The sequence below is a fragment of the Pistricoccus aurantiacus genome (assembly GCF_007954585.1).
GTDB lineage: Bacteria > Pseudomonadota > Gammaproteobacteria > Pseudomonadales > Halomonadaceae > Pistricoccus > Pistricoccus aurantiacus.
On sequence record NZ_CP042382.1, the window covers coordinates 1,401,252 to 1,412,076 of the forward strand.

At 59.8% G+C, this 10,825-nt stretch carries 17 protein-coding genes; 1 reads left to right on the forward strand and 16 read right to left on the reverse strand.

Annotated elements, in window-relative coordinates; genetic code table 11:
* Positions 1-73: 73 nt before the first annotated feature.
* The 10 genes from tatC to hslV all read right to left on the reverse strand — a co-directional run bounded on the left by tatC (position 74) and on the right by hslV (position 7,346).
* Positions 74-838: a twin-arginine translocase subunit TatC gene (gene tatC / locus FGL86_RS06760; protein WP_147183864.1), complete on the reverse strand. Its 765-nt coding sequence runs from the start codon at positions 836-838 to the stop codon at positions 74-76.
* The gene (tatB, locus tag FGL86_RS06765; protein WP_147183865.1) at positions 835-1,248 is read right to left on the reverse strand and encodes a Sec-independent protein translocase protein TatB; all 414 of its coding nucleotides are present in this window, start codon (positions 1,246-1,248) and stop codon (positions 835-837) included. Before tatB ends, tatC begins: the two co-directional genes overlap by 4 nt.
* Positions 1,249-1,254: 6 nt before the next feature.
* Entirely contained in the window at positions 1,255-1,503 is a 249-nt protein-coding gene (gene tatA / locus FGL86_RS06770; protein ID WP_147183866.1) for a Sec-independent protein translocase subunit TatA, read from the reverse strand.
* Between the two features lie 30 nt (positions 1,504-1,533).
* Entirely contained in the window at positions 1,534-1,872 is a 339-nt protein-coding gene (locus FGL86_RS06775) for a phosphoribosyl-ATP diphosphatase (RefSeq protein WP_147183867.1), read from the reverse strand.
* 46 nt (positions 1,873-1,918) lie between these two features.
* The gene (gene ubiB, locus FGL86_RS06780) at positions 1,919-3,541 is read right to left on the reverse strand and encodes a ubiquinone biosynthesis regulatory protein kinase UbiB (RefSeq protein WP_147183868.1); all 1,623 of its coding nucleotides are present in this window, start codon (positions 3,539-3,541) and stop codon (positions 1,919-1,921) included.
* Complete coding sequence (locus tag FGL86_RS06785; protein ID WP_147183869.1) at positions 3,538-4,164, reverse strand: ubiquinone biosynthesis accessory factor UbiJ; 627 nt, start codon at positions 4,162-4,164, stop codon at positions 3,538-3,540. Before FGL86_RS06785 ends, ubiB begins: the two co-directional genes overlap by 4 nt.
* Before the next feature lie 2 nt (positions 4,165-4,166).
* A complete protein-coding gene (gene ubiE, locus FGL86_RS06790; protein WP_147183870.1) occupies positions 4,167-4,913 on the reverse strand; it encodes a bifunctional demethylmenaquinone methyltransferase/2-methoxy-6-polyprenyl-1,4-benzoquinol methylase UbiE in 747 nt (248 codons plus the stop codon).
* A 160-nt stretch (positions 4,914-5,073) separates the two neighbouring features.
* On the reverse strand, positions 5,074-5,457 hold the full coding sequence (locus FGL86_RS06795; RefSeq protein ID WP_147183871.1) for a gamma-butyrobetaine hydroxylase family protein: 384 nt from the start codon (positions 5,455-5,457) through the stop codon (positions 5,074-5,076).
* 45 nt (positions 5,458-5,502) lie between these two features.
* Complete coding sequence (hslU, locus tag FGL86_RS06800) at positions 5,503-6,825, reverse strand: ATP-dependent protease ATPase subunit HslU (protein ID WP_147183872.1); 1,323 nt, start codon at positions 6,823-6,825, stop codon at positions 5,503-5,505.
* A gap of 2 nt (positions 6,826-6,827) precedes the next feature.
* A complete protein-coding gene (gene hslV, locus FGL86_RS06805; protein ID WP_147183873.1) occupies positions 6,828-7,346 on the reverse strand; it encodes an ATP-dependent protease subunit HslV in 519 nt (172 codons plus the stop codon).
* 297 nt (positions 7,347-7,643) lie between these two features.
* Here hslV and FGL86_RS06810 point away from each other — a divergent pair, with 297 nt between their 5' ends.
* A complete protein-coding gene (locus FGL86_RS06810) occupies positions 7,644-7,814 on the forward strand; it encodes a DUF6435 family protein (protein WP_147183874.1) in 171 nt (56 codons plus the stop codon).
* Positions 7,815-7,908: 94 nt separating this feature from the next.
* Here FGL86_RS06810 and FGL86_RS06815 read toward each other — a convergent pair whose 3' ends face one another.
* The 6 genes from FGL86_RS06815 to FGL86_RS06835 form a co-directional block, all read right to left on the reverse strand.
* Positions 7,909-8,250: a YbjQ family protein gene (locus FGL86_RS06815; RefSeq protein ID WP_222433804.1), complete on the reverse strand. Its 342-nt coding sequence runs from the start codon at positions 8,248-8,250 to the stop codon at positions 7,909-7,911.
* 290 nt (positions 8,251-8,540) lie between these two features.
* Positions 8,541-8,777 (reverse strand): type II toxin-antitoxin system RelE family toxin, encoded by a 237-nt coding sequence (locus FGL86_RS18385; protein ID WP_222433836.1) that lies wholly within the window; start codon positions 8,775-8,777, stop codon positions 8,541-8,543.
* The gene (gene relB, locus FGL86_RS18390; RefSeq protein WP_425468317.1) at positions 8,773-8,928 is read right to left on the reverse strand and encodes a type II toxin-antitoxin system RelB family antitoxin; all 156 of its coding nucleotides are present in this window, start codon (positions 8,926-8,928) and stop codon (positions 8,773-8,775) included. Before relB ends, FGL86_RS18385 begins: the two co-directional genes overlap by 5 nt.
* Before the next feature lie 15 nt (positions 8,929-8,943).
* The gene (locus FGL86_RS06825; protein WP_147183025.1) at positions 8,944-9,963 is read right to left on the reverse strand and encodes an IS30 family transposase; all 1,020 of its coding nucleotides are present in this window, start codon (positions 9,961-9,963) and stop codon (positions 8,944-8,946) included.
* A gap of 21 nt (positions 9,964-9,984) precedes the next feature.
* A complete protein-coding gene (locus FGL86_RS06830; RefSeq protein WP_186764489.1) occupies positions 9,985-10,095 on the reverse strand; it encodes a TraY domain-containing protein in 111 nt (36 codons plus the stop codon).
* Between the two features lie 100 nt (positions 10,096-10,195).
* Positions 10,196-10,750, reverse strand: coding sequence for a cupin domain-containing protein (locus FGL86_RS06835; protein WP_147183876.1), 555 nt, complete (start codon positions 10,748-10,750; stop codon positions 10,196-10,198).
* Positions 10,751-10,825: the final 75 nt, after the last annotated feature.

The window sequence follows — 10,825 nt, forward strand, 5'->3', positions numbered from 1 at the left end:
GCTGTCAACCGGTCGCGAATGATTGAAATCGAGTGTTCGTGATGACGCGGCACAACGCCGCTGCATCCGGTCGTCAGGTGGAATCTTCGTCGTCGCTGCGTTGGCGTCGTTTCACCAGGCGTCCGAACAAGATGCCAACTTCATAGAGCAGGTACATGGGCAGGGCCAGCAGGCTCTGGGAAACCACGTCCGGCGGTGTCAGCAGCATGCCGATCACGAAGCAGCCGAGAATGATGTAGGGCCGCTTGTCAGAGAGGCTTTCCACCGTAGTGGCGCCGGAAAAGATCAACAGGAAGGTGGCGATGGGAATCTCGAACGCGACGCCGAAGGCGAAGAACAGCTTGAGGACGAAATTGAGATACTGGTTGATATCCGTCATCACCGCCACATCTTCCGGCCCGGTCTGGGTAAAGAATTTGAACAGCAAGGGGAAAACGACGTAATAGGCGAAGGCGGCCCCGGCGTAGAACAGCCCCACGCTGGACACCAGCAGCGGTATGGCGATGATCTTTTCGTTGTCGTAAAGCCCTGGCGCAATAAACGCCCAGGCCTGATGCAGCACGAAAGGCACCGCGAGGAATACCGCCACCACCAGGGTCAGCTTGAACGGCGCAAGAAAGGGCGACGCCACTTCCGTGGCGATCATCTGGGAGCCTTCCGGCAGCAGCGCCATCAGCGGCTCCGCCACGAAGAGATAGATGTCGTTGGAAAAGGCGTACAAACCAAGAAACAGCACCAGGATCACGATCACCGCCTTCATCAGACGTGAACGCAGCTCGATCAGGTGCTCGATCAGTGGCGCCTGGGAAGACCCTTGGGAATCCTGGGAGTCACTCATCGGGAAGCATTTTCCTTGTCTGAAAGGGCCTTGTCTGACGCGGCACCGCTAATGGTCGGCGTCTTCTGCGGTGGGTCGGACGCCGTCGTGGTGGCGGTATCCGCCGAAAGGTCAGGCGCAGGATCGGATTTCGCCTGACGCGTGGATTCCGGCTCTGCGTAGGCTTCCACGTCTCGCTTGATCTTGTTCAGGTTTTCATCGAGCTTCTTCTGCTGAGCGTCGAGTTTCTGGCGCAGTTCTTCCGCCTCGAGTTGCGAGGAGATCTCGCGCTGCATATTGGCGACGGTGCGCTTGATCTTGCCGATCCACATGCCGGCGGTACGGGCCGCCTTGGGCAGCCGCTCGGGGCCCAGCACCAGCAGACCGACCACGCCGATGATCAGCAGTTCCAGAAAACCGATGTCGAACATAGGAGGTTATTTGCGCTCGTTCGTTTCCTGAGACTTGCGTTCCGCCTTGACGTCGTAGGTATTGCCCGGCTCGTCGTCGTGGCTGACTCGCTGCTGTTCCTGTTCGCCTTTTTCCTCGTCGCTCATGGCTTTCTTGAAACCCTTGACGGCGCCGCCCAGATCACCGCCGATATTGCGCAGTTTCTTGGTGCCGAAGATCAGAATGATGATGCCCAGCACGATCAATAACTGCCAGATACTGATGCCACCTAACATGGGAGTCTCCTCGGATATGTCATTTTGTCACTAGCTTGCAGGGCGGGAAGCCTTTTCGTCCAGCCCCGATATTCCGAAGCGCCGCGCCAGTTCATCCAGCACCGCCTGCGGTTCAATATTAAGGTGTGAAAGCATTATCATGCTATGAAACCACAGGTCGGCGGTTTCGGCGACTACCGCGTCGCGAGTTTCACTGCTGCCGTTTGTCGCATCCTTGGCGGCCAGCAGGGTTTCGGTGGCTTCCTCGCCGACTTTCTCCAGAATCTTGTTTATTCCCTTTTGATGCAGCGATGCCACATAGGACGTCGCGGGATCCGCCCGGCGCCGTTCTTCGAGCACCTGACCAAGCTGATTGAGAATATCGTTCATGGCAGCCATTCCTGAGTCATATTGTAATAGGCAGGGCGAATGGAAGTCAGTTCCAGGCCAGCAGTAGAATTCCCAGCCCCGCGACGACCACCACTGGCCAGGGCTGTTCCGAGGCCCAGCCCAGCAGCGGCTGCCAGGCCAGGGCCAGCGCCAGGAGAACCAGACCGATACGCAGCCGCAGTACACCGCGAGAGGCCCGTCGCAGCTGGCGAGAAAAGTCCGCCAGGGTATCGGTCTGACGCTGCTGCTGGCGCTGCTGCGCTTCGCCACGCTTCAGCGCCTGATGTGCCAGTACCGGAAGCTCCGGTAATTGCCGGGAGAGTTCCGGTGCCTGGCGTACCAGGGACTCCCAGAAACCACGCGGCCCGGCGCGCTCCTTCATCCAGCGTTCGAGAAAAGGTCTGGCGGTCGTCCACAGATCCAGGTCCGGGTACAGCTGACGTCCCAGGCCCTCGATATTGAGCAGGGTCTTCTGCAGCAGCACCAGCTGGGGCTGCACTTCCATGTTGAAGCGCCGGGCGGTCTGGAAAAGCCCCAGCAGCACCTGGCCGAAGGAAATATCCTTGAGCGGCTTCTCCAGGATGGGTTCGCAGACGGTTCGGATCGCCGCGGCAAATTCGTTGGCCCGGGTGCCTTCGCCCACCCAGCCGGATTCGATATGCAGCTCCGCCACCTCGTAGTAATCCTGACGAAAGAATGCCAGCAGGTTGCGCGCGAGATAGTCCTGGTCGTTGCGGGTCAGACTGCCGACGATGCCGCAGTCGATACCGATGTACTGCGGATCCTGAGGCTTGCCGTGGGCAACGAAGATATTGCCCGGGTGCATGTCCGCATGGAAGAAGTTGTCGCGAAAGACCTGGGTAAAGAAGATCTCGACACCGCGTTCCGCCAGCTTCTTCAGGTCGACGCCCTCGGCGCGCAGCGCGTCCATATCCGCCACCGGCATGCCATAGATGCGTTCCTGCACCATCACGCTCTTGCGGGTCAGCGGCCAATGAATACTGGGGAAATACAGCAGCGGGGAATTGTTGAAGTTGCGCTTGAGTTGGGAGGTGTTGGCGGCTTCCTTGTACAGATCGAGTTCATCGAGCAGCGTGGCCTCGTAATCCGCGACCACTTCCACCGGCCGCAGACGACGCGCTTCCGGAATCTTCGCCAGCAGCCGGGCGACCCGATAGAGCAGGGCGATATCCTGACGCATGACCTTGTCGATGCCCGGCCGGGTGATCTTGACTACCACGTCCTGGCCGCCATGAAGCTGGGCGGCGTGAACCTGAGCGATGGAAGCGGAAGCCAGAGGCTCGATATCGAATCGTGCGAAAGCGGTTTCGAGGGACTGCCCGAGTTCGGTCTCCACCAGACGCTGGGCTTCCTCGCCGGGAAAGGGCGGTACCTGGTCCTGCAGACGCTTCAACTCGTTGGCGATGTCTTCCGGCAGCAGATCGCGGCGGGTGGAAAGCATCTGGCCAAACTTGACGAAGACCGGCCCCAGCGATTCAAGCGCCAGCCGTAGCCGTGCGCCGCGGGACTTTTCTCCAACGGGGATCAGGCGCATCGGAGACAGCAGAAACAGGATTCGCAATAGCCAGGGGAAGCGCGCCAGCGGTAGCAGGGTATCCAGACGATAGCGAGTGATCACCCAGAGGATCCGCAGCAACCGCAGACTCATGCGGAAATCTCCTCGTCAGCGCCAAGGCGTCGTCGCAGACGAGCTAGCCGAGCTTCCAGTCGGTCGCTGGCCATTTCGAGTTCCGTCAGATGATCCCGCAGCACCTCGAGCTGATCGCGTCCGGGAAGCAGGCGAGCTTCCTCGAAAACGTATTCGCCGATATCCGCGCTCAACTCCTGACGGGTGCGCAGCCCCCAGCGGGCGAGACGCCGCAAGCCTTCCGCCAGGCTGTGAGCGGGCTGATCCCCGAGCCAGTTCGCCAGTTCGTTTTCCCAGTCGAGATCCAGATCGAGGATCAGCTCTCGAGCATGCTCGAGGTGTTGAACGCGCCCCCGCACCGCCAGGCTCCCCCGGAACATCAGCCGCTCGATGGATTGCCCCGCGAGAAGCTCGCCCAGGGCTTCGGTATCGATCTCGACAACGGCATCCACCTGGCTATCGTCGATACTCGCCGGACGAGATAGGTGCAGGCCGTGCTCGTGAAACTGGATCAGCAGGGCGGTGGAAGGGCGCTCGAGACGAAACAGCAGCCGCGCGCCGTCAAGCCGGGCCAATCGTGACGGCGCCGCCGGATCCCGAGCGAGCAGGGCATTGATGGTGCGTTCGAGGCCAGCCAATAACATGATTACAGTTTGATGCCTCGATGCAGGGCGACGATGCCGCCGGTCATGTTCTGATACTCGACCCGCTCGAGCCCGGCGTTCTCCATCATGCCCTTGAGGGTTTCCTGATCCGGGTGCATGCGGATCGACTCCGCCAGGTAGCGATAGCTGGCGGCATCGTTGGCCACCAGTTCACCTATTTTCGGCAGCAGTCGGAACGAGTACTCATCGTAGATCTTCGACAGCACCTGGCTTTCGGGCTTGGAGAACTCCAGGATCAGCAGGCGGCCGCCGGGCTTGAGCACTCGAGTCATGGAGCGCAGCGCGGCGTCCTTGTCGGTGACGTTGCGCAGGCCGAAGGCAATGGTAATGCAGTCGAAGCTGTTGTCCGGGAAGGGCAGGCATTCCGCATTGGCCTGCACGTATTCCACGTTGCCGCCGACGCCCTTGTCGAGCAGCTTGTCCCGGCCGACCTTGAGCATGGAAGCGTTGATATCCGCCAGGACCACTCGACCGTTCTCCCCCACCCGCTCAGCGAGCTTGAGGGTCAGGTCGCCGGTACCGCCGGCGATATCCAGCACGCGCTGTCCCGGACGCACCCCGGCACGCTCCAGGGTCAGGCGTTTCCAGACCCGGTGAATGCCGAAGGACATCAGGTCGTTCATCACGTCATAGCGCGCGGCAACGGAGTGAAAGACATCCGCGACCCGGGAAGCCTTCTCTTCTGTCGGAACTTCCTGATACCCGAAATGGGTCCTTTGCTTGTCCATGACGCATCCCTTGCATTGATAAGGCAGACAGACGGTGGGCGGATAAGGCAAGTCTCGCTTGCCGACGCCATTGTAGCGTTACTGTCCGGGATTGTCCTTGAATCCGGGGAGCGGTTGCAAAACCTATTGCAGCGGACATTACCGAAGCGCTCCATCCGCCCTACAGCTGCTTGAGCTCGATCCCCAGGGCCTGGCGCGAAGCGCCGGCTGCGTCAAGACGCCGCAGATAGTCTGCCCAGTAGCGAGCCGCGTTGATCGCCAGATCGTAGAGATAATCCCAGCTGTACAGGCCGCTGTCATGGCCATCATCGAAATGCAGCTTGATGGCGTAGCGACCCACCGGGGTGATGTTGGCCAGGCCCACGTCCTTCTTGCCCACCTGCAGCGTTTCCTGGCCCTGGCCGTGACCGCGCACCTCCGCGGAAGGAGAGTGGACCCGCAGGTATTCGATGCTCAGCCGATAGCTCTCGCCATCCGCATAGCCGAGCTCGAGTTCTCGAGCCTTCCTGTGGTAGTGAACGCGCGTGGGAATCGGGGCGCTCATGGACACCTCCTTGCTGCTTCCCTTATCAAGCGGTGAAGCCGCGTCTCAAAGAATATACCGGGACAGATCCTCGTCCATGGCCAGTTCGCCGAGTTGAGAATCCACGTAGTCCGCGTCGACGATCAACGGGCTGCCCAGGTCGCTGCCGCGGAAGGAGGCGTCTTCCAGCAGGCGCTCCATCACCGTGTGCAGACGCCGTGCGCCGATGTTCTCGGTACCTTCGTTGACCTGCCAGGCGATCTGGGCGATGCGCTCGATGCCGTCGTCGGTGAAGTCGACTTCCAGGCCGTCGGTGTCAAGCAGCGCCTTGTACTGGCTGGTCAGCGAGGCGGAGGGTTCGGTCAGGATGCGCTTGAAATCCTCCGGGGACAGGGCGGAAAGCTCGACGCGAATCGGCAGGCGGCCCTGCAGTTCCGGAATCAGATCCGAGGGCTTGGACAGGTGGAAGGCACCGGAAGCGATGAACAGCACGTGATCGGTCTTGACCATGCCGTGCTTGGTGGAAACCGTCGAGCCTTCGATCAGCGGCAGCAGGTCGCGCTGCACGCCTTCCCGGGACACGTCGCCGCCGCTGCTATGCTGATGACCCTTGGCTACCTTGTCGATCTCGTCCAGGAAAACGATACCGTTCTGCTCCACAGCGTAGATCGCGCGACGCTTGATCTCTTCCTCGTTGACCAGTTTGGCGGCTTCTTCATCCTTCAGCAGCTTCCAGGCATCCCGTACCGCCACTCGCTTGGTCTCGGTCTTCTGGCGGCCCATGTTGGCGAACAGTCCCTGCAGCTGGCTGGTCATCTCCTCCATGCCCGGCGGAGTCATGATATCGATGTTCGGGCCCTGGGGGGTGACCTGGATATCGATTTCCTTGTCGTCCAGCTGACCTTCCCGCAGCTTCTTGCGGAAGGTCTGGCGGGTTCCGCTATCGATGCGCGGCTGATCCTCCTGCCCTCGGGGCGGCGGCAGCAGCGCATCGAGGATGCGATCCTCAGCGGCGTCCTCCGCCTTGTGAGCGACTTCCTGCTTGGCCTGCTCCCGCACCATCTTAATGGCGGCTTCCATCAGATCGCGAACGATGGACTCCACGTCCCGGCCCACGTAGCCCACCTCGGTAAACTTGGTGGCTTCGACCTTGAGAAAAGGCGCATTGGCGAGCTTGGCCAGACGCCGGGCGATTTCCGTCTTGCCCACCCCGGTGGGGCCGATCATCAGGATGTTCTTGGGAGTGACTTCCGCGCGCAGCTCCTCACTGAGCTGCATGCGCCGCCAGCGATTGCGCAGTGCCACGGCAACGGCACGCTTGGCGTCTTCCTGACCGATGATGAACTGGTCCAGGGCGTGAACGATCTCGCGAGGGGTCATCTGGGTCATGATCAGAGCTCTTCCATGATAACGTTGTGATTGGTGAACACGCAGATGTCCGCGGCGATGGCGATGGACTTCTCGGTGATTTCCCGGGCGGAAAAGTCAGTGTTTTCCAGCAGGGCCCGAGCCGCGGACAGCGCATAGTTGCCGCCGGAGCCGATGGCGATGATGCCCTGTTCCGGCTCCAGCACGTCGCCGTTGCCGGTGATGATCAGCGAAGCGTTCTTGTCCGCCACCGCCAGCAGCGCCTCGAGACGGCGCAGCGTGCGGTCGGTTCGCCACTCCTTGGCAAGCTCCACCGCTGCCTTGATCAGATGGCCCTGATACTTTTCCAGCTGCGCCTCGAAGCGCTCGAACAGGGTGAAGGCATCGGCGGTGGCGCCGGCGAACCCTGCCAGCACCTGATTGCGATACAACCGGCGCACCTTGCTGGCATTGCCTTTCATGACGGTGTTGCCAAGCGAAACCTGTCCGTCGCCCGCCAGGGCGACCTGGTCGCCACGGCGCACGGATACGATGGTGGTCATGGAGAAAACTCCGTAGCAAAGAGCAGTAACAATGCTCCCGGTGACTTTATCGGCGCGAACCCGACGTGCCGGCCCCGCGCCTTGAATAACCTGTCACTGGAGGTATGGGCGCGTGCCGATAAAATCAAGCGCCCAGCGAATGGCTTGGCAAGATATTCCGGCTTCAAGATGGTGCAGATATCGCTTTCGATCCAAAACATATCTTTCACAATAACGTTTATTTGTATAATTATTGCATAGATTTCGCCTTTCAAGCGGCGTAGTGTGTTGTCTCACACCCTGTCAGGAGCCGCCGCCATGTTCGGACTCTTCAAAAGCGACCCGATGAAAAAGCTGCAGAAAGACTACGAGCGCAAGCTCGAGCAAGCCATGCACGCCGCCCGCAACGGAGACATGCGCGCCAACGCCTCGCTCACCGAAGAGGCGGAGGCGCTGCGTGCCGAGATCGAGCGGTTGAAAGCGGGCTAGCTAAAGGATGCCGGCTGGGATATGCAGAGCCAAAAACGATAATCTTAGTGATGGCTTCCTGTTTCACGGTCGCACCGGCTCCTCCGCGCCCGGCTCAGGTCTTGGTGACCTTCACCGCGGTGCCCGTGGCCACCAGAAACAGCATCGACTTGCCGTCGCCGGAGATTTCGCTGTAATCGAGGTCGATACCGATGATCGCATTGGCGCCCATGGATTCCGCCTCCTTTCGCAGCTCGTCCAGACAGGTCTTTCTTGCATCGCGAAGCGCGTTCTGGGAAGACTTGTTGCGCCCGCCGAAGAAATCCCGAAAGCCGGCGAACATGTCCTTGAAGACGTTCATGCCGAACACGCACTCGGCGGATACGATATCGATGTGCTCGGTGACGCGATAGCCCTCGAGATGCGAGGAGGTGGTGAGAATGACGCGCTCTGACATACGGGAAATCTCCTTGGAGTAGTGATTACGCAGCATGGAAGCGTTGATCGCGATTGGCAAATGGCAGTGGGCGATCAATTGTGAGATGCCGCCATATATCAGCCTTCGTAAACATCCTTGCGGTGGGTCGCGCGAATTACCAGCACTACTATTAACCTGGCAATCAAATAGGTCATCCTGACCTCTTTGATTGTCGCCCCCGCCACACTGGCGCAGATGAGCGAATCTGCTGGTGTGACGCGGGATCGCGCCGACCTACCGGCCGGCGGCGGCACTTCTCTGTGCCGCAATTAACCCGACATAAATGCTTGCCGGGTTAATAGTCGCTTATCCTGCAGTTGGCAGATGAGACGATAGTCGCCCACGCGATACCGCCAGAATTTTGCAAACTCGCCTTTCAATGGCTTGCCAAGTCGCCGAGGATTTTCCAGGGAAATGACACGTTCTTCGAGATAGCCACGAATACGACGGCGTTGCTGGGGAGCGATTTTCTTGAAGCTTTTACGCGCTGACTCGAGGTATTCAATTCACCAGGTCACGCCAGAATTCCTCGGCGCTAATAATGCGATCGCGCCCTTGGCGAAGCTGCTCAAGCGCATGTTCGGCTAGATAAGTGTCTTCAAAGTCATCGAGATGTTCCTCGACAAGCTTGCGAAGATAGAAGGTCGGCGGCCTCAAGTTCCAAGCGCAACACTATTGAAGGGTGTTCGGCCCAGCCACGGACTTCTTGAGCACATCGGCATAAACCTCCAATGGCGTTCTCCAGTCCAGTGTTTTTCTCGGCCGCGTATTCAGTGAGTCGGCGATCACGTCAAGCTCTTCCTGGCTGTAGACCGACAAGTCCGTGCCCTTCGGCAAATACTGCCGCAACAGACCATTGGTGTTTTCATTCGAGCCTCGCTGCCAGGGGCTGTGGGGATCCGCAAAGTAGATCGCTGTGCCAGTCTTCTGAGTAATCTCGGCATGCTTCGTCATTTCTCTGCCCTGATCGTAGGTCATGGACAGGCGCAGCGAGCGCGGCACCTCGTTGAGCTTGTCACTGAATCCGATAGCCGCCGCGGTAGCCGTGGTACCGTCCAGCTTCGCCAGGATCACCAGGCGGGTGGTGCGCTCGACCAGCGTGCCGACAGCAGAGCGGTTGTTGGCGCCCATGATGAGGTCGCCCTCCCAATGCCCTGGCATCAGCCGGTCTTCAACCTCGGGCGGGCGCATGTGGATACTGACCAGATCGGGAATCTGCTGGCGTCGATCCTTGCCCTGGCGTCTCGGCCGACGCTTGCCATTGCCCTGTCTCAAACAGGCAATGAGCTCCTTCTTCAGCGTGCCTCGCGGCATCACGTGAAGCGCGTTGTAGATGGACTCATGGGAGACCTGGCGGTCGGGATGATCAGGAAACATACGCTTCAGTGTGCGGCTTATCTGCTCGGGTGACCAGTATTTACGCAGCAGATAGACCACCAGTTCAAACAGTTCGCCGTCGGGATGCAACTTGGGTAAGCGACGCTGGCGATGACGTGCCAGCCGAGCGCGATAGCCCGCCAGGCTAGCGTCATATCCCTTTACAGGAGTGACGGTATGACGCCTGAATTCCCGTGACACCGTACTGGGTGAGCGCCCCAAGTGACTGGCGATAGCCCGGATCGAGTGAGAGGCTCGCATCATCATGATAGCGGCGCGGTCTTCAGCAGAAAGATGGTGATAGTAGCAAGTCATGGCAACACGATACCTGATGGATCAGGTGTTGCACTTGGTCATTGAGGCCGCCGTCTTTGACCTGCCGGTTACCTGGGCAAGATGCGCAAGGCGAGTCTCGGTCTCGGGATCGAGACGAAGGCTGATTGGCATGGGATGTCTTCCGGCAGATACATGTATTGATCGTATCGCATGGATCACTGGCAAACCATGGGCGGGTCCCCATGCGATGCGCTGGGATACGTCGGCATTCTTAAAAATTCCGTGCCGGCGTGCAACAGCTTACCAGCCGGGCCGGCGCCTTGCTTACGTTGCGAAAGCGATGAGGAATATTGGTGTTGAAGTAGTAGCTTTCCCCGGCCTTTAAAATTCGGGTATCCGCGCCGATGGTGATTTCGATCTCGCCTTCCAGCACCACGCCGGCTTCCTCGCCTCGATGAGCGATCATCTCGCGACCGGTGTCCGCCCCTGCCGGGTAGGTCTCGATCATGAAGGTCAGGGCGCGGGACTCGCGATTGGCCCCCACCAGCTTGAAGATTACCTCGCCGCTGCCGATATCCGTCAGTTCCTCGGCGCCGTAGAAGACCTGCTCGCGGCTGTCCATGTCCATGGTGAAGAAGTCGCCGACGCTGATCGGGATGGCGTCGAGAATCTTCTTCAGGGAGCTGACGGAAGGGCTAACCTTGCCCTGCTCGATCAGCGACAGGCTGGAGTGGGTAACGCCGCAGCGCTTGGCCAGTTCGCGCTGGGAAATGCCCCGCAGCGTGCGCAGTGCACGCAGGCGAGGGCCGACCACATTGTCCGACATTCATTGATCCTTGAGGTAAAGCGAAAATGATTGGAAAGCGGGCGGGCTCAACCCGCGATGCCCAAGAATACCGCC

Coding starts and splice junctions, on each gene's coding strand:
- tatC (WP_147183864.1), bottom strand. CDS start 838: ATGAGTGACTCCCAGGATTCCCAAGGGTCTTCCCAGGCGCCACTGATC.
- tatB (WP_147183865.1), bottom strand. CDS start 1,248: ATGTTCGACATCGGTTTTCTGGAACTGCTGATCATCGGCGTGGTCGGT.
- tatA (WP_147183866.1), bottom strand. CDS start 1,503: ATGTTAGGTGGCATCAGTATCTGGCAGTTATTGATCGTGCTGGGCATC.
- FGL86_RS06775 (WP_147183867.1), bottom strand. CDS start 1,872: ATGAACGATATTCTCAATCAGCTTGGTCAGGTGCTCGAAGAACGGCGC.
- ubiB (WP_147183868.1), bottom strand. CDS start 3,541: ATGAGTCTGCGGTTGCTGCGGATCCTCTGGGTGATCACTCGCTATCGT.
- FGL86_RS06785 (WP_147183869.1), bottom strand. CDS start 4,164: ATGTTATTGGCTGGCCTCGAACGCACCATCAATGCCCTGCTCGCTCGG.
- ubiE (WP_147183870.1), bottom strand. CDS start 4,913: ATGGACAAGCAAAGGACCCATTTCGGGTATCAGGAAGTTCCGACAGAA.
- FGL86_RS06795 (WP_147183871.1), bottom strand. CDS start 5,457: ATGAGCGCCCCGATTCCCACGCGCGTTCACTACCACAGGAAGGCTCGA.
- hslU (WP_147183872.1), bottom strand. CDS start 6,825: ATGACCCAGATGACCCCTCGCGAGATCGTTCACGCCCTGGACCAGTTC.
- hslV (WP_147183873.1), bottom strand. CDS start 7,346: ATGACCACCATCGTATCCGTGCGCCGTGGCGACCAGGTCGCCCTGGCG.
- FGL86_RS06810 (WP_147183874.1), top strand. CDS start 7,644: ATGTTCGGACTCTTCAAAAGCGACCCGATGAAAAAGCTGCAGAAAGAC.
- FGL86_RS06815 (WP_222433804.1), bottom strand. CDS start 8,250: ATGTCAGAGCGCGTCATTCTCACCACCTCCTCGCATCTCGAGGGCTAT.
- FGL86_RS06825 (WP_147183025.1), bottom strand. CDS start 9,963: ATGACTTGCTACTATCACCATCTTTCTGCTGAAGACCGCGCCGCTATC.
- FGL86_RS06830 (WP_186764489.1), bottom strand. CDS start 10,095: ATGCCAATCAGCCTTCGTCTCGATCCCGAGACCGAGACTCGCCTTGCG.
- FGL86_RS06835 (WP_147183876.1), bottom strand. CDS start 10,750: ATGTCGGACAATGTGGTCGGCCCTCGCCTGCGTGCACTGCGCACGCTG.